The organism is Streptomyces sp. 4N509B, assembly GCF_052245655.1.
In the GTDB taxonomy this organism is placed as follows: Bacteria; Actinomycetota; Actinomycetes; order Streptomycetales; family Streptomycetaceae; genus Streptomyces.
Map to the genome: position 1 here is coordinate 174,973 of NZ_JBQQBZ010000001.1, position 17,332 is coordinate 192,304.

Here is a 17,332-nt window from a genome sequence, read left to right on the forward strand (position 1 = left end):
TGTGCGACCGAGGAAGAGGGGGTTCCGGCATGGGCCGGGCGGTCATGGGATCAGAGGACACGAGCAGCGCCCGCGAGCAAACGCTCCGCACGCTGTACGAGGAGCACGCGCCCGCTCTCCACCGCTATGTGCTGCGGCTGCTGTCCGGCGACCGACACAGGGCCGAGGACGTGGTGCAGGAGACGCTGCTGCGCAGCTGGCTCAGCCGCAACCTGGACACCAGGCAGTCGCTCCGGCCGTGGCTGTTCACGGTGGCACGGAACCTCGTCATCGACGACCACCGGCAGCGCATGGCGCGTCCCCAGGAGACGGGCGACAGCTGGCTGGACGACGTGGCGACCGACGCCGACGACGTCAACCGGATCCTGTCCCTGCACATGCTCGGGCCGGCGGTGCGAGCGCTCTCGCCCGCGCACCGGGAGGTGTTGTACGAGACGTACTACGTCGGCCGGTCGACCCGGGAGGCGGCCCTCGCGATCGGCGTCCCCCAGGGCACCGTGAAGTCGCGCCTGTACCACGCGTTGCGGGCGCTGCGGCTGGCCCTCGGCCCCGGCCGCGTCGTGGACGACGGTCCGGGCGAACGCGCCGGAAGCGGCCGGCGAGGTGCGGCGCTCCCGTAGCTCGGCCACGCCTCCCCGGGGTGGGAGGTTCGGTCGGCCGGTCGATCGGTCGACCGGTCGGCCGCGTCGTCAGGGAGCGGTGAGGGGCTCGGCGCGGTACGCGCGGTGGAGGAGTTCCAGGAAGGCCGGGGCGTCGGGGAGGTCGACCGGGCCGATGCGGTGGACCGGGACGCCGGGTGTCCAGGAGTTCATGACCGCCGCACCGGCCAGGGCGGGCAGGTCGGCGGCCCGGATCTCGCGAACCCGTTGGGGCACCCCGAGACGGTCCAGTTGGCGGCGGACGACGCCCATCGTGGTCCCGGTCAGCATCGCTGCCTCGGGCCACACCACCGTGGCACCGTCCCAGAACACCAGGTTCCAGATCGACGCCTCGCTGAAGCGCCCCAGGCGGTCGACGAACGCGGCGTCGTCGAACCCCTCGGCGACGGCCTGGCGCAGATAGTAGGTCTTGGCGACCTCTCCGACGTGCTTCACGGCCGGAAGCGTCCGTTCGTGCTCGACCGCCGCCAGCGCCAACGGGCCCGCGGGCCCGCCCGCGGCCGGACCGGTACGCACCAGCACGTCGGGCTCGGCGCCGTCCACGGCGGCGGTGAACTCACCCGCCGGCGAGTACACGGTGGCGACCAGGGACATGTCCGCCGGGCCGGCCTCGATCGCCGTCCGCAGGAGGAAGCGGACCCGCTCGTCGGGCAACGCCCGGCCGAAGAGCTCCAGGGAGGCGCCGCGCAGGCGGTCGAGGTGGAGGTCGAGCCCGCGGACGCGGCCGTCGCGTGTCTGCATGGCCGTGAAGTGCGCGTAGCCGGCGAACGCCACCGGCGTCAGCTCCCCGGTCTCCGCGGGGACGCCGTTGCGCTGGACGACGAAGGAGGGCGTACGGTCGGAGGTCTGGTCGCCGGACACGATGCCGGTGTCGGTGTCGGTGCTCATGGCGGCGACCCTAGGGCTTCACACCGATGGGAAGGTCAAGCCCGGAAGAGGAGGAGCGCGTGCTGATCGGTGAACTGTCCAGGCGTACCGGGGTCAAGCCCCGGATGCTGCGGTACTACGAGGAGCAGGGGCTGCTCGAAGCCGGCCGGGGCGCGAACGGCTACCGGGAGTACGACGAGGGCGCGCTGCTCACCGTGCGGCAGGTCCGTGCGCTGCTGGACGCCGGCCTGTCCACCGAGGTGATTCGGGCGGTGATGCCCTGTGTCCGGGGAGAGGCACCGGAGTTCGACCTGTGCGTCGACGTGCGGGCCATTCTGGGCGATGAGCTGATGGCCACGCAGCGGCGGATCGGCGAGCTGGAGCGCCGCCGCAGCACACTCGCCGGCTATCTCGCGGCGCCCTGAGAGGCGACGGGGCCGCAGGCCGCCCGCGCGGCCGCTCCGGGGCGCCGCGTTGGGTGCCACCTCGGGTGTCGACGACGGCTGGCGGGGTCAGCGTCCCGCCAACTCCTCGACGATCGGGGCGAAGGTCTCCATGTCGTCGAGGAGGAACGAGCTGATGCCGAGGCGTTCGCGCAGCTCGACGAACTTCCGCGTCAGCTCCTTGATGGAGCCGATGAACACGTGCGGGGACTCCATCACCTCCTCGACGGTCAGCTCGACGCCGGTGCGCGCGCGGAGTTGGTCGACGCGTCGGCCGGCCTCGCCCCTGGCGTCGGCCGTGAGGACCATCGGGCCGCCGGTCGGGTAGCTGTTCAGCTCCAGGTCGGCGAAGCGGTCGCCGGCCGCCTCGCGGACCCAGCCGATCTTCTCCTCGGTGGCCGCGACGGTGATGCTGGGCGCGTCGAGTGTCGGCAGGCCGTTCTCGTCCTTCCCGAGCCGGGGCGCCAGGCCGATGATCTGCGCCTCCCTGGCGGCCAGCGTCAGCAGCCGCTTCCCTCCGCCACCGACGAAGATCGGCGGGTGCGGGCGCTGGACCGGCTTCGGCCGTGCGTCGTAGTCGGTGATCGTGTAGTGCTCGCCGGCGAAGGAGAACGGCTCGTCGCCGAGGCAGCCCTTGACGATCCGGATCGCCTCGGTGAGCTTGGCGACCCGGGTGCCGACGGGCTCGAAGGGGATGCCGATCGCGTCGTGCTCGGGCTTGTTCCAGCCGGCTCCGAGGCCGATCTCCAGGCGTCCGCCGGAGAGCTGGTCGACCGTCGCGAGCTCGTGGGCCAGGATCGCGGGGTGCCGGAGGTTGTTGTTGAACACGAAGGTGCCGACACGAAGCCTCTCGGTCGCGGCGGCCGCGGCGGCGAGGTAGGGGACCGGCGCGTGCTGGACGACCAGGTGGTCCGGGGACATCAGGGCGCTGTAGCCGATCGACTCCGCGCGACGCGCGAAGGCGGCCAGGCCGGGACCGTCGAGCATGTCGTCGGCCGACGTGAGGAAGCGGAAGGGACGCATCGCGTCATCGTGCCCAAGATGTGCGGGGAAGGCCAGGGAAATCGTCTCCGGGCAGAGGCAGCAGCAGAGGCAAAGGCATCGGCAGAGGCATCGGCAGAGGCATCGGTTGCCGGGCGGTGGCGGGGTGTCCGGACCGGGCGGACCGGTCGTGGCGTGGCGGCCGGGCCGTGGCGGAGGTTCGTGCGTCGCGTTTGGGGTGGCTACGCTCGTCTCGCCGTCGGTCGGGACGGGCGCGGAGTGGAGTGGTAGCGGGAGTGCGGGGGAGAAGCTTGTGCGCAGTGCCGTCGTGACGTCGGAGGGCGACCGGATTCGTTGGGTCGAGCTGCCGGGGCGGGAGCCCTCGCGTGTCTACGTGCACGGGCTGGGGGCCACGTCGCCGGCGTACTTCACGGAGGTCGCGGTCCATCCGCTGCTGGCCGGCCGGCGTTCCCTGCTGGTCGACCTGCTCGGGCACGGCATCAGCGACCGGCCGACGGGCTTCGACTACACCCTGGAGTCGCACGCCGACGCGCTCGCCGAGGCGCTGAGCTCGGCCGGTGTCGTCGGCGCCGAACTGGTCGCGCACAGCATGGGCGGCTCGGTCGCCATCGTCCTGGCGGTCCGACACCCCCGGCTGGTCTCCCGCCTGGTCCTCGTCGACGCCAACCTCGACCCGATCCAGCCCCGACGCGGTGCCCCGGGCAGCGGTGGCATCGCCGCGTACTCCGAGCGGGAGTTCCTGGCGGGCGGCTGGGAGGAGACCCGCGACCGGGCCGGCGCCCACTGGTGGTCCACGATGCGCCTGGCCGGCCGGGAGGCCCTGCACCGCAGCGCGGTGCACCTCACCCGCGGCACCGTGCCGTCGCTGCGCGAACTGCTGCTGGGGCTCGGGATCCCCCGCGCCTACCTGCTGCCCGAGGCCGACGGCCCGCTCCCGGGCGGTGACGCGCTCGGCGCGGCCGGCGTGGCCGTGGTCCCGGTCCCGGACTGCGGGCACAACATCATGCTGGACAACCCGGAGGGCTTCGCCCGCGCCACCGCGGCGGCGTTGGCGGACTGACCGGCGACGCCGCCCCGACGCCGCCCCGACGCCGTGTCGGCGGCCGGACAGGGCCTAGTCGAACGAGATCTCCGCGAAGTCCTCCTGGGACAGCGGGGAGGGCGCCGGTGGGTTCACGTCGGGGGAGAAGACGACGACCGGGGGTGAGCTGGAGAGGGGGACGCCGGGGAGGATGTCCATGACCAGCTCGTTGACGTCCTCCAGCAGGGCGGTCCGCGCGGCCACGTCCGGCTCGGTCCCGGCGCGGCCCACCAGGTCGAAGAGCTCCTGGTGTCGGAAGCCCCACTCCTCGGAGTAGCCGGCGAACCAGCCGCCCACGTAGTTGAAGCCGTCGTTGAAGTCGCCACTCCAGCCCATGAGGCGCAGGTCGCAGCCGCCGTCCCAGACGGTCTCCAGGTAGGTGGGGTTCCACGGCATGGGGTTCTGCTCGACGGTGATGCCGACCGCTTCGAGGTCGGCGCGCAGCCGCTCGTGGAGGTCGGCGGGGTCGGGCATGTACGGGCGGCTCACCTCGGTCGGGTAGCAGAACTCGACCGTCAGGTCCTCCTGGCCCGCCTCGGCCAGCAGCTCGCGGGCCCGGTCGGGGTCGTGGGCGTACGTCGTGACGTCCTCGGAGTGTCCCAGGACGGTGTGGGGCACGAACTGGGTGGCGGCGACGCTGCCCCGTGGCAGGTGGGTGTCGACGAGCGCCTCCCGGTCGATGGCGTGGGCGATGGCCTGCCGGACGCGGAGGTCCTCGAGCGCCGGGTTCTCCTCCTGGGTGAAGCCGAGGTAGAAGATGTTGAACACGTCGCGCGTGGGTGCCTGGAAGCCGGCGTCGAGCAGGGTCTGGAGGTCGGCGGGCGCCACCTGGTCGTAGCCGTCGATGGTGCCGTCCTGGAGCGCCTGTCGGCGGCCGGTCCCGTCGGGGATCGTGCGGAAGACCAGCTCGCGGACGCCGGCCGGCCCGCCCCAGTACGCGTCGAAGCGCCGCAGGGTGACCTCGTCGTTCCCGTGGTCCCAGCCGGCGACGTGGAACGGGCCGGTGCCGGCGAGGACGCCCGGCTCCTGGCTGTACCCGGGGTACACGAAGAACCCGTCCTCGTCGGTGCCCCGCTGGGAGGCCATCAGGTCGAGGGAGGCCGGGGAGTGGATGCCGAAGGAGGAGAGGGCGAAGCCGGCGGGCAGGTTGGCCGTGGGGCGGGCGACCTCGATGACGGCGGTGAGCTCGTCGGGAGCGGTGCAGCCGACGTAGGAGGGGTCGGGGGTGTCCTGGCTCTCGTTCTCGGCGAAGCCACCGAAGACCATCTGCCAGTAGTACGTCACGGAGGGGTCCTGGTGGGCGCCGGTCTGGCGGTACCAGTGGTCGAAGTTCCGGCAGACCGCCTCGCCGGAAAGCTGGACGCCGTCGTGGAACGACACGTCGTCGCGCAGGTGGAACGTCCAGGCGGTGCCGGCCGCGTTCGACTCCCAGCTCTCGGCGAGCCCGCCGACCAGTTCCGTGCCGCCCGGCTCGTGGCGCAGCAGCGTCTCGAAGACCTGCCGCGTCACGCGGAAGGTCTCGGCGTCGCTGGCCAGTGAGGGGTCGAGCGAGACGGGGGCGGCGGCGGTGCCGAAGACGAACGTCTCGTCGCCGCCCGAACCGCCACCGTCGGCGGGGGTGTCGCCGCCGCCTCCGCTGTTCTCGCCGTCGCCGCCTTCCGACGTCCCGCCGCCGCCCTGCGAGGTGCCGTCGCCGCCCGACCCGTCGCCGTTGGAGGACAGGACGATGACCAGGCCGACGACGGCGGCGAGCAGCGCCGCGCCGACCGACAGCAGGAGCGGGCGACGGCGCCGGCCGGGCGTCCGGAACGCGGGCGTGGCGGCGAGGCCGACCACGGGGGGTCCTGGGGGCTCCGGGGGACGCGGTGGGGTGGTGGTCTGTGGGGGTGGGGCGGAGCCTGCCGGCGGGGAGACGGGCGGGGACGCGGGCGGAGGTAGAGGCGGCGAGTCCGGTGGGGCGTCCGGTGGCGGCGCGGTGGAGGGCGCGGCACTGCCGGATGCGGGAGGCGGGGCCGGGGCCTCGCTGGGCGTGGGCAGGGGCGTCTGCCGGCGCAGCAGCACGGTCCGCGCCAGGGATGCGGGAAGCCACGCGGAGTCGACCATCGCCCGGGCAGAGACCGGTGCCTCGCCCGCCGCCCCGGCCACCGCCTCGCCCGCCGCCCCGGCCAGCCGCTCCAGCAGCGCCGGCACGGACGGCCGTTCCGCCGCGTTCTTGGCCAGGCACGGCTCGACCAGGGCCCGCAGCTCGGGCGTCAGCCCGTCCAGGCGGGGCGGCTCGTAGACCGCGCGGAAGTTCACCACGTGCGCCGAGCCCGTGCCGAACGGGCCCTGCCCGCTCGCGGCGTGGACCAGCACGGCGCCCAGGGCGAAGACGTCGGCCGCCGGCCCGACCGGGTCGCCCTGCACCTGCTCGGGCGCCATGAACCCCGGCGTGCCGACCACCATCCCCGTCTGCGTCAGGGCGCTGGCCGCCTCCGCCGCCACGGAGATCCCGAAGTCGATCACGCGCGGGCCGTCCGCCGCGATCAGCACGTTGGACGGCTTGAGGTCCCGGTGCACGACTCCCGCCGCGTGGATCGCCTCCAGGGCCTCCCCCAGGGCGGCTCCCAGCGCCGAGACCGAGGAGGGCGGCCACGGCCCGTGCTGGGCGACGGCCTCCGCCAACGACAGGCCCGGCACGTAGGCGGTGGCCAGCCATGCCGGGGTTCCGTCGGTGTCGGCCTCCACGACGCCGGCCGTGAAGAAGCTGTTGACGCGTCGGGCGGCGGCCACCTCGCGGGCGAAACGTTCCCTGAAGCCGGGGTCGTCGGCGAGCTCCGGCCGGACCACCTTCACGGCGACGGCCCGGCCGCCGGGCGACCGCGCGAGATAGACCCGGCCCATGCCGCCGGCGCCCAGGCGGGCCAGGATGCGGTAGCGCCCGATGCTCGGTGGGTCGGAGGAGTCCAACTCCTGGAAGCCTGTCATTGTCCCCCCTCGCTCGCCCCGCGCGTCCCGCCGTCACCGGTCGGACGCCGAACCCGCCGGGCAATTCTGTCAGTTGCGGGCCCGACCACGGCAGTCGTCACGCCTCGGCGTGCCGGGGAACAGGCGTGCCGGGCCGCGCCGACACCGCCGGGTCCGGCCGCTCCGGCCATCCCGGGCGTCCCGCCGTGGTATCCCACGGCGTCCTGTTGTCCCAGGTCAGCGGCGTGGGCGTCCCTCGGTGTCCCGGAGACGTGTCAGACCCTGGTCGACGTTGTGAGGTCTTGTCACCCTGTGGCCACAACGCGCTTCTCCGCACGAACGCCACGGAGACCCGCGCGGCCCGCCGGGCCCCGTTCCGTGGCGCGTGGCGTTCGGCACCGCGCTCCATCTACCCGAAAGTGAGGCTCCCATGGCCGAAGAGGTCAAGCTCTCACCCGAAGAGGTCGACCGCGTCAAGGGCATCATCGCCCAGGCGCAGCAGGACATGAACGAGGTCGCCACCGGGATCGGCGGGCACGCCGGCACCGTGCAGACCGCGTACAACGGCAGCGGCACGGCCACCGCCGTGCAGAACTACGAGAACCTCGGGCGGGCCGGCGAGGCCCTGTCGCGCGCCCTGGCGGCGCTCTCGCAGGACCTCGGCGTGACGGCGGCCACCGGTCGCGAGACCGACCAGGCCGCCCACTCGGTCATGAACCGGGTGGTCACGCCCGGCGCCGCGCCCGACCCGTCGATCGCGCGGGCCATCTGACACGGGCGCGGGCGCACCGCACGGCGAACGGCGCACCGCGCACGACGCGGCGCGCACCACGCAGCACGCACACCACAGCACGCTCCACGCACGGCAGAACCCGCGGGGAAGGACACCGCGCGGCACAGGGAGGACGACAGTCATGACCTACGGAGGCGTCATCCACTTCCGGAACGGCGAGCTGGACACCATCCAGTCGACGACCGCCGGTCAGCAGCAGCGATACATCGAGATCTGGGAGAGCGTCCGCAGCCAGCTCATGGGCCTCGTGGAGCGCGGCGACGTGGACGCCCAGATCGGCGCCGTGGTCACCGAACGCGACCAGATCTTCCGGCGCGAGGCCGCCGGCTACGACGAGGGCGTGACGGCGCAGAACGGCGCGGTCCGCGACGTGCAGCAGATCGGCAACGAGGGCGGCGCCCAGATGGTCCGGGCCGCGGCGGGCGGCGCGGTCTGACGTTGGCGGCGCGCGAGGCGGAGCCCGGAACCGAGGTCCGAGCCGGAGCCCGGAGCGGGCCCGGAAACCGGGGAGCTGGAGCCACCAGGGAGACAGCCACATGACCACCATGAACTTCGACGGCCTGCGGAGGGCCGAGAACGGCGCGGGCGAACGCGACGAGTTCGCGCGCATGAGGGCGCTCGTCGGGCGGCTCGCGTCCGACCCGGCGATGTTCGGCCAGGTGCCGAACGCCGGCCAGGCGGCCCGCGCCCTCCAGGACGCGGCCACCGCGATGTTCGACGTCGTGCACCGGGCCGGCGAGACCGTCCGGTCGATCCGGGACAGCGCCCACGAGGCGGCCGAGGTCGGGAGGTTCACCGACGCCGAGGCGCGGAGCACGCTCACCCGCGCCCAGCGCGACGCCCTGGCGGCGTTCGTCGGCGGCCTCGACCACGGCAGCCCGCAGCAGCCGGTCCGCGTTGACGGGGGAAGGTGACGTGCCATGACCGACTCTGACGCCTCGTTCAGACGAACGGTCGACAGCATCTTCAGCAGCCAGCACTACACGATGCGGGTGGCCGCCGGCGCGTGGCTGGCCCTGGCCAACGCGGCCGGAGCGGAGAGCGGCGCGCTGTCGAACACCGCCTCGGAGGCGGAGAGCGAGCCGGGCGTCGGCCTGCTGGAGCTCTCCGACCGGTTGCGGGCGACGAGTTCCTGGGCCGAGGGCGCGGGCGCGGTGGCCCGGCAGATCTCGGACCAGCTCACCCGTTCGGCGGAGCGCTCGGCGCGGGCCACCGAGCGGGCGGAGGAGCTGGACGTCAAGTTCCGCGAGATCGAGTCGTGGCGCTTCGAGCGTGCCGAGAGCCTCCCCGACGGCCGGGCGCACATGGAGACCAACCGTTTCGCGGAGGGGGAGAAGCAGCGGCTCCTCGGGGAGGCGCAGCAGGAACTCGACGACTTGGCGGCGGAGTTCGCCCAGGTCATCGGCGGGACGCCGCCGTCGGCGCCGGAGGGTGGCGCCGGCTCGGGTGCGGCTCCGACGGGCGTGGGCGCGGCGGCGGGCGGCGCCGCCGGTGCCATGGCGGCGGGCGGTGCCGGCGGCGCCGTGGCGTCCGGCGGCGGCGCGTGGGGGGCGGCCGGCGCGGTGACGCCCGCGGACCACGAGGCCCCCAACGGCAGTGTGATCGGCGCGGGCTCGTATCCGTCGTCGAGCGTGCTGGGGCCCGAACACGGCGACTTCGCCGGCTGGGTGCAGAGCCCCACGACGGGGTTCCTCGTCGACCCGGCGACGGGCAGGGAGTTCGACCCGGTGGCCGGCCGGTGGATCGACCCGGTGACGGGTCAGCCGTTCGGCGAGGTGACGGAGTACGCGACGCGGCTGTCGGGCCTGGGCAACGGGCCGGGCGCGATCGCCTCGGGCGGCGGGCTGGTCGCGGCCTCGGTCGGCGCCGCCGGCGCGGCCGGCGCGGCCGCCGCCGGGGCCGGGGCCGCCGGTGCGGCCTCGCTCGCGGGCCTGTACGGGGGTGTGGTGCCGCCGAGCATCGGCAACACCGGGCCGGCCAGGCAGCAGGTCATGCGGCAGGCCGTGCACAACCTGGGCCAACGGGCACAGGTTGCCTCGCGGTTCGCGCTGCGCGAGGCGGCGCAGGGCGGCCGGCCGTACGTTCCCCCGCCGGCGGCGGGCGGCGCGCGCGGCACGGTGACCCGGCCGGGGGCGGCCGGGACGCGGGCGCCGCGGACCGCGTTCCCCGGCGTGCACGGTGTCCACGGTCCCGGCCGTGTCCCGCACGGGCCGGTCGTGCCGGGCGGCCGGGCGCTCGTCCCGCCGAGCGCCGCCGCGCCGCCCGTCGGTGCCACGGGCAACGGCACCGGCCGCGCCGGCACCGCCGCGCGCGCGGGGGCCCGTGCCGTCACGGAGCCGGCCCGCACCTGGCAGGCCCGCCCGACGGACACCGCCACCCGCCACCAGCTGACGGCCCGCCCCGGCGCCACGCCCCCGGGACCGGCGGCTGGGGCCGCCGCCCGGAGCCAGGCCCGGGACCGGGACGAGGACCAACACCACCACCGCCCGACCGACCTGACCGAGAACCCCGAGGTCTGGTCGCCCCGCCGGAACGCCACGCGCGGCGTGCTGGGCGAGTAACGAGCAGCGTGCAGCGAGCAGCGAGCAGCCACGAGACGCGGAGAGGAGAGGACCACCATGACCACGGACGGCCTGTACTACCTGCCGGAGGGCTTCCGCGACGGAGCGCGTCAGAACGCCAACACCGCCGACGCCGCGGAGGGTGCCCGCCGCTACCTGAGCCAGACCGAGGTGAACGCGGCGGGTTACGGCGGGGCCGACGCGTTCCCCAGGGCGCTGGAGGCCACCCGCGACAAGCAGGCCCGGGGCATCGCCCAGGCGGAGGAGGGCCGGAACAACATGGCCGCCGCCGACCAGGTCGTCGCCATCACCGGCGAGGAGATGGACGCCGCCGCCGGACAGGCGCTCGGCGCCGCGTCCGTCGCCGCCGACCGGGGCGTCGCCGACGGCGTGTAGGAGGGCCCGCGTGGTGGGCGACGGGCCGTTCACGGAGGGGAGGAGAGAGGCATGAGCGTGTTCCGCAGCTTCACGTGGGAGGACGTGGAGGCTCGGGGAAAGAAGCCGTGGACCGGTCAGCGGACGTTCGCCGAGGAGATCGACACCGAGTCCATGGCCGGCACCGCCGCCGCGTACGCACGCGCCTCGGCCGAGGCGCGCAACGTCGACGACCTGGCCAGGCGAGCCACCGAGGCATCGGAGGACGCCGGAAGCCTGAACGGTTCCTCACTGGTCAGGAACGGCCGTTACCAGGAGACCCACCGGGCGCTGCAACGCGGTGGCGACGACATCGACGCCGTGGTCACCCACATCATCCGCGGCATGAACCGCGCGCTCGACGCCGAGCAGAACAACCAGAAGCACATCGGATGGATGAACCGCCAACTGGCCGCCCACCAGGCAGAGGCCCAGGCCAAGTGGAACGGCTGGAACGCGGCGCTCAACCACGCGAACCTGCACGTGGGCCGAGCGGAGGACCCCAACGTCACCATCTCCTACGACGGGCGGCAGGTGACGGTCTCCCGGCAGGGCCTCCCGCAGTGGCTGGCCGACGAGATCAGGGAGAGCTACCTCAGGCGCGCGGTCTCGGACGCCGGCTGGGCCGACAAGCAGATCCGGGACGAGATCAACTACTACCGCCACCACATGACGGCGGCGGCCGGCGAACTCGCGGAACTGGGCTACAACCTCGGCGAGGGTCCGTTCAGGCTGTTCATGACCCCCCAGATGGCGCGGTACGCCGCCACCAGACTCAAGGAAGAGCTACGGGCAGGGACTCCCGATCCCCAGAGGGTGGCGTTCTACACCAAGGGACTGCGATCCATCGCGGAGAGCATCTACGGCGAGGGCGTCGAGGGCGATCCTCAGCGGGACCTGACGCCTGCGGAACGGGCCTATCTCCAGGAGTTCTACAGCAACCTGGACGCCGCGTCGGTCGGAAGGCTCGGGGTTCTGGGAAGCCCTGACCGGGACCAGTTCACCGGGGCGAAGCAGAACATCGCCAACGGCATCAACATGCTGTACAACCCCGAGATCAACGGACTGACGCCCCAACTCGGGGCTCACTCGAACGTCCCGGGCTGGCTACAGGATCTCGCTTACCTGAAGGACGAGGACCTGCTCCGCGCCCGGGAGGATCCCAGCCGTTTCCTCGACGCGATGCGCAACTACAACGGATTCGGCGAGCTCATGTCGAACGCGACCATCGCCTCGGGCGACGCCTTCTCCGAGTCCCTGGCACGGAACGCCGTGCAGTTCGAGAAGCAGTTCCCCGCACAGATGGCCCACATCTCGCCGTCCGGACAGTTCGAGAACCTGGGGGGCAGCGGGCTGCTCCAGGCCGCTTCGCTGAACACGGGAGTCGCCGCCGACCTGTTGAACGAGAAGGGCTTCCGTGAGGATCTTCTCTCCCTCGGATGGGACGACAGTCGTGGCGCTGCCGCCATGGTTCACTCGGGCACGATCATCCCCGAGGGGACCGACCCGACAAGCGCCGAGGCCAGGAAGTACGTCACTGCCGGCTACGAGGTGCTCAGGTACGCCGCGAACCACAACGACGTCATCCTCGGCAGGGACCACTCGGCCTTCGGTGGCCCCCAGGGGGCGGACCTCGGTCCGCTCCAGGCATCCATTGGCCGTACGGGCATTCACTACATGGACATGATCTCTCAGAGCGGCCAGACGGGCCTCTGGCCCGATACCGGGTGGACGATCAACGACACGAAATACCACTGGGGGTTCGAGTTCAGCTCCGAGGAGCGAAACGGTCTGTTCCGTCTCATGCACGACGCCGGCGGCTCCGTCAGGGACAACTTCTACCGCGATGTCACTATGTGGCAGGCGGAGACCGCGCGCGACGCCTTCCGCAACGGTCCGGACCCGTCCACCTTCAAGAACATCGGCACCATCGCGGGCACCGTGGCCTACACACAGACCATCGCACCGGACAGCTCCACCCCGTGGACCTCCGTAGCCAAGGTTGTCGAACTCGGCGGCGCAGCCCTCACCCTGGTCCCGCACCCGGCGGCCATCTCCACGGGTCTCGCCATCGACAAGGGAGCGGGAATCTGGAACGACACGGTCGGCGCCAGCGCGGAGGAAAGGGCGAAGGCGGAGGAGGTGCGCAACGAGTGGAGCCTAAGACGGTGGCGGGATCTCCCGGGCGAGACGGCCATCATCGATGCGGCGGTCCTCGCCAACTACGAGAACACCGGCGACCAGAGAAGCCAGCGGCCCCACCTGAACGGCGGAAAGTTCACGCTGGGCTACATCGATGGCCTGAACGAGAACATGAGGAAGGGACAACTGGGCCACTTCCTCGGCTCGTACACCGAGGGGTTTGACGACGCGGCGGGACCGGCCAGCAACGAGGACGACGAGGCCACCAGAGAGGGAGGGCCCCGCGAATGACCTCCCCCACCACCATCCTCCGCCGCCCCCCGCGCGCCGCGCAGCCCGTCGTGCCGGAGAGGGAGCTCGTGCTCCAGGCTCCGCCGCCGCTGCCGCAGCCCGAGGACTCCAACGCCTGGATGACCGCGCTGCCCGCGCTCAGCGGGCTCGGCTCCGTCCTCTACATGATCACGATCGGCCGGGGCCCGATCGGCTACATCGTCGGCACGCTCTTCCTCGTCTCCTGCGTCGCGATGGTCGTCGGCTCCGTCGTCCGGCAGCGCAGCACGGCCAGGAGCCAGGCGCGCAACGAGCGCCGCGAGTACCTCCGTTACCTGGAGCGCACCCGCGCCGAGGTGCGGCGCACCGCCGCCCAACAGCGCGAGGTGCTGGAGTGGAACGCCCCCGACCCGGGCGTCCTGTGGTCGGTGGCCGACAGCCGCCGTCTGTGGGAGCGGCGGGCCGGCGACGCCGACTTCGGGGTGGTGCGGATCGGGTCCGGGCCCCGGTTCCTGGCGACGCCGCTCGTCGCCGCCGAGACCGCGCCCGTCGAGGACCTCGACCCGCTCAGCGCCGTGGCGCTGCGCCGTTTCGTCGACACGCACGCCGTCGTGCCCGAGCTGCCGGTCCTGCTCGCGCTGCGCCGCTTCGCCGCCGTCGCGTTCACGGGCGACGGCGCGCGGGCGCTGGCCCGCGCGGTCGTGGCGCACGCCGTCACCTTCCACTCCCCCCGTGACCTGCGCGTGCTGGTCTGCACCCCCGACGTCGAGTCCCCCGACTGGTCGTGGGCGAAGTGGCTGCCGCACGCGCACCACCCGACCGACGTCGACCACGCCGGGCCCGTGCGGATGATGCACCCGGTGCTCGGCGTGCTGGAGGAGCAGCTCGGGCCCGAGCTGACGCGCCGCGCCCGGTTCCACCGCGACGCCGAGCCCGACCCGGAGCTGCCGCACCTCCTCCTCGTCCTCGACGGCGGCCTCGTCACGGGAGTCGAGGCCATGACCGACCCGGGCGGCCTCCAGGCCGTCACGGTCCTCGACGTGGGTGGCCGGACCGCCGGGCCGCTCGTCGAGGCGCACGGCGTGCGGCTGGAGGCCGACGCCGACCGCGGGCGGCTGACCGTTCTCGCCGAGGACGCCCGCGACGAACTGGGCCGGGCGGACGGCCTGTCGGTCGCCGAGACCGAGGCGCTGGCCGCGCTGGTCACGCGGTTCCGCGTCGACACGTCGGCCACGCCCGCCGACGGCGAGGACCTCACCACGGCCGTCAACACCCTCCCCTCCCTCCTCGGCATCGCCGATCCCGGCGAGCTGGACCTCCCGACGCTCTGGCGGCACCGCCCGCTGCGCGACCGCCTTCGCGTGCCGATCGGGGTGACGACCGAGGGCGGGGCCCTGGAGCTGGACATCAAGGAGTCGGCGCAGAACGGCATGGGCCCGCACGGTCTCCTCGTCGGCGCGACGGGCTCGGGGAAGTCCGAACTGCTGCGGACCCTCGTCCTCGGGATGGCCGCCACCCATCCGTCGGACCACCTCAACCTCGTCCTCGTCGACTTCAAGGGCGGCGCGACGTTCGCGGGCATGGCGGGGCTGCCCCACGTGGCGGCGGTGATCACGAACCTCGAGGACGACCTGACGATGGTCGACCGCATGCAGGAGGCGTTGGCCGGAGAGATCAACCGCCGCCAGGAGGTGCTGCGCGACGCCGGCAACCTCCAGTCGATACGGGACTACGAGCGCGCCCGGCAGCGCGGCGCGAACCTGCCGCCGTTGCCGAGCCTGTTCATCGTCGTCGACGAGTTCTCCGAGCTGCTGGCCCAGAAGCCGGACTTCGTCGAGCTGTTCGTGCAGATCGGGCGGCTGGGCCGCTCCCTCGGCCTGCACCTGCTGCTGGCCTCGCAGCGCCTGGAGGAGGGCCGGCTGCGGGGCCTGGAGGCGCACCTGTCCTACCGCGTCGGGCTGCGCACCTTCTCGGAGGCCGAGAGCCGCACCGCCATCGGCGTCCCCGACGCCCACCACCTCCCCAGCGCCCCGGGCCACGGCTATCTGCGGCTCACCGGCAACGAGAGCCTGAGACGCTTCCGCGCCGCCTACGTCTCCGGCCCGTACAGCACGGGCGAGGAGGGCGGCGGCCCGAGGCTCGGTGGGGCGTTGGAGGTGCGGCCGTTCCCCGCGACGTTCGTGCCGGTGCCGGCGGAGGAGCGGCCGGCGGCCGAGCCCGCGCCGGCCCCGGGATCCGAGCCCCAGCCCGACGAGTTCGGCGAGGACGAGGAACTCGGCACCACCGTGCTGTCCGTGATGGTCGACGGCATGGTCGGCCACGGCCCGCAGGCGCACCAGGTGTGGCTGCCCCCGCTGGACGAGCCCGCGCCGCTCGACGCGCTCCTCGGCGAGCTCACGGTCCGGGAGGGGCGCGGCTTCGGCGCCGCCCCCACCCGCTCCCCGCTCACCGCCGTCATCGGCATCGTCGACAAGCCGTTCCACCAGCGCCGCGACCCGCTGCGGCTCGACCTCACCGGCGCCGGCGGGCACGTCGCCGTCGTCGGCGGCCCGCACAGCGGCAAGTCGACGACGGTCGCCGCCATGATCGCGTCGCTCGCGCTCCGCCACACGCCGCGCGAGGTGCAGTTCTACTGCCTGGACTTCTCCGGCACGCTCTTCGCCCTCGCCGGCCTGCCGCACGTCGGCGGCGTCGCGAGCCGGCTCGACCGCGAGCAGGTGATGCGGACGGTCGCCGAGGTGCTGGAGCTGATGGAGACGCGGGAGCAGCGCTTCCGCGAGCACGGCGTGGAGTCGATGGCCGCCTACCGCGCCGCACGCGCCGAAGACACCGCCGATCACGAGGACCCGTTCGGCGACGTCTTCCTCGTCGTGGACGGCTGGCAGGTGCTGCGGCAGAGCTACCCGGAGATCGAGGAGCTGCTGATGGGCGTGGCCGGGCGGATGCTGACCTACGGCATCCACCTGGTCGTCACCGGCAACCGCTGGATGGACATGCGCATGGGCATGCGCGACCTGTTGGGGACCAAGGTGGAGCTGAAGCTCGGCGACGCCCTCGACTCCGAGGTCGACCGCAAGGCGCAGCGCGCCGTGCCCGCCGACCGTCCGGGACGCGGCGTCACGGCCGAGAAGCTGCACTTCCTGACCGCCGCGCCGCGCGTGGACGGCGTCGCCTCGGCCGACGGGCTCGCCGCCGGCGTGGCCGACCTGGTGCGGCGCGTCGACGAGGCGTGGACCGGGCCCCGCGCGCCGAGGGTGCGGCTGCTGCCGACGACCTGGAGCCCGGCGGCGCTGCCTGCCGGGGCGGCGGGGGAGGCGGCGCGGCTCGCGGGACGTCCTGGCGTCGCGATCGGCCTGGAGGGCAACCGGCTGGAGCCCGTCGTGCTCACGCCCGGCGAGGACGCCGGCCTGATCGTCATCGGCGACAGCGAGACCGGCAAGACCGGCCTGCTGCGCTCCGTCGCCCGCCAGATCGTCGAGCGGCACACGCCCGAGCAGGCGAAGCTGATCGTGCTCGACCACCGGATGACGATGCTGCGCGAGTTCGACGGGCCGCACCTGCTGGGGTACGCGACGACGGAGGAACGGTCCCACTCGGTGGTGGGCGGCCTCGCCGAGGGCCTGAGGAAGCGGGTGCCGGGCACCGACGTGACGCCCGAGCAGCTGCGGGACCGCTCCTGGTGGACCGGCCCCGAGATCTACCTCCTCGTCGACGACTACGACCTCGTCGCCACCTCGCGCGGCAACCCCCTCGCCCCGCTCGTGGACTACCTGCCACACGCCCGCGCCATGGGCCTGCACCTCCTCGTCACCCGCCAGGCCGGCGGCGCCTCACGCGCCACGATGGACCCGGTGCTCGGGCGCATGAGGGAGCTGAACTACCCCGTGGTGCTGCTCAGCATCCCCAAGGACGAGATGCCCATCTGGGGCGTCAGGCCGGCCGACCGGCCCCGGGGGCGCGGCCTGCTGCTCCACCGCAGGCTCGGCAACGTGCCCGTGCAGCTGGCCCGCGAGGACTCCCCGCTACGGAACGCCCCGCCCACCGACTGACCCCGCGCCCCCGCGAACGGCCACGTGGTCCAACGAACCGCACGCGGTACACCCCGCACGACGCACGACGCACCACGGAACGACGAACGACGCACCACGAATGAC

13 protein-coding genes are annotated in these 17,332 nt (G+C 73.4%); 10 read left to right on the top strand and 3 right to left on the bottom strand.

The window, feature by feature from the left end:
• Nucleotides 1-44: 44 nt before the first annotated feature.
• Nucleotides 45-620 (top strand): sigma-70 family RNA polymerase sigma factor, encoded by a 576-nt coding sequence (locus ACTWP5_RS00765; protein WP_443218654.1) that lies wholly within the window; start codon nt 45-47, stop codon nt 618-620.
• Nucleotides 621-689: 69 nt separating this feature from the next.
• Here the strand turns inward: ACTWP5_RS00765 and ACTWP5_RS00770 are convergent, their stop codons facing one another.
• On the bottom strand, nt 690-1,547 hold the full coding sequence (locus tag ACTWP5_RS00770; RefSeq protein WP_443218655.1) for an aminotransferase class IV family protein: 858 nt from the start codon (nt 1,545-1,547) through the stop codon (nt 690-692).
• 59 nt (nt 1,548-1,606) lie between these two features.
• On the opposite strand from ACTWP5_RS00770, the gene ACTWP5_RS00775 reads away from it, so the two are divergent.
• Nucleotides 1,607-1,951 (top strand): MerR family transcriptional regulator, encoded by a 345-nt coding sequence (locus ACTWP5_RS00775; protein WP_443218656.1) that lies wholly within the window; start codon nt 1,607-1,609, stop codon nt 1,949-1,951.
• 87 nt (nt 1,952-2,038) lie between these two features.
• Here the strand turns inward: ACTWP5_RS00775 and ACTWP5_RS00780 are convergent, their stop codons facing one another.
• Nucleotides 2,039-2,992 carry a TIGR03621 family F420-dependent LLM class oxidoreductase gene (locus tag ACTWP5_RS00780; protein WP_443218657.1) on the bottom strand — a complete coding sequence of 318 codons (954 nt, stop codon included), beginning with the start codon at nt 2,990-2,992 and terminating at the stop codon, nt 2,039-2,041.
• Nucleotides 2,993-3,263: 271 nt separating this feature from the next.
• Between ACTWP5_RS00780 and ACTWP5_RS00785 the strand changes: the two genes are divergently transcribed.
• Nucleotides 3,264-4,031 (top strand): alpha/beta fold hydrolase, encoded by a 768-nt coding sequence (locus ACTWP5_RS00785; RefSeq protein WP_443218658.1) that lies wholly within the window; start codon nt 3,264-3,266, stop codon nt 4,029-4,031.
• Nucleotides 4,032-4,085: 54 nt separating this feature from the next.
• On the opposite strand, the gene ACTWP5_RS00790 is transcribed toward ACTWP5_RS00785, so the two are convergent.
• A complete protein-coding gene (locus ACTWP5_RS00790; protein ID WP_443218659.1) occupies nt 4,086-7,019 on the bottom strand; it encodes an ABC transporter substrate-binding protein in 2,934 nt (977 codons plus the stop codon).
• A 409-nt stretch (nt 7,020-7,428) separates the two neighbouring features.
• On the opposite strand from ACTWP5_RS00790, the gene ACTWP5_RS00795 reads away from it, so the two are divergent.
• From ACTWP5_RS00795 to eccCa, 7 genes are all read left to right on the top strand, one after another.
• On the top strand, nt 7,429-7,770 hold the full coding sequence (locus tag ACTWP5_RS00795; RefSeq protein ID WP_443218660.1) for a hypothetical protein: 342 nt from the start codon (nt 7,429-7,431) through the stop codon (nt 7,768-7,770).
• Nucleotides 7,771-7,912: 142 nt separating this feature from the next.
• A complete protein-coding gene (locus tag ACTWP5_RS00800) occupies nt 7,913-8,227 on the top strand; it encodes a hypothetical protein (protein WP_443218661.1) in 315 nt (104 codons plus the stop codon).
• Between the two features lie 100 nt (nt 8,228-8,327).
• Entirely contained in the window at nt 8,328-8,705 is a 378-nt protein-coding gene (locus ACTWP5_RS00805; RefSeq protein WP_443218662.1) for a hypothetical protein, read from the top strand.
• A 6-nt stretch (nt 8,706-8,711) separates the two neighbouring features.
• Nucleotides 8,712-10,352 carry a hypothetical protein gene (locus ACTWP5_RS00810; protein WP_443218663.1) on the top strand — a complete coding sequence of 547 codons (1,641 nt, stop codon included), beginning with the start codon at nt 8,712-8,714 and terminating at the stop codon, nt 10,350-10,352.
• Nucleotides 10,353-10,409: 57 nt separating this feature from the next.
• Nucleotides 10,410-10,748, top strand: coding sequence for a hypothetical protein (locus ACTWP5_RS00815; RefSeq protein WP_443218664.1), 339 nt, complete (start codon nt 10,410-10,412; stop codon nt 10,746-10,748).
• 51 nt (nt 10,749-10,799) lie between these two features.
• Nucleotides 10,800-13,199, top strand: coding sequence for a TPR repeat region-containing protein (locus tag ACTWP5_RS00820; RefSeq protein WP_443218665.1), 2,400 nt, complete (start codon nt 10,800-10,802; stop codon nt 13,197-13,199).
• Entirely contained in the window at nt 13,196-17,227 is a 4,032-nt protein-coding gene (eccCa, locus tag ACTWP5_RS00825) for a type VII secretion protein EccCa (protein ID WP_443218666.1), read from the top strand. The genes ACTWP5_RS00820 and eccCa overlap by 4 nt, the downstream gene beginning before the upstream one ends.
• Nucleotides 17,228-17,332 lie beyond the last annotated feature (105 nt).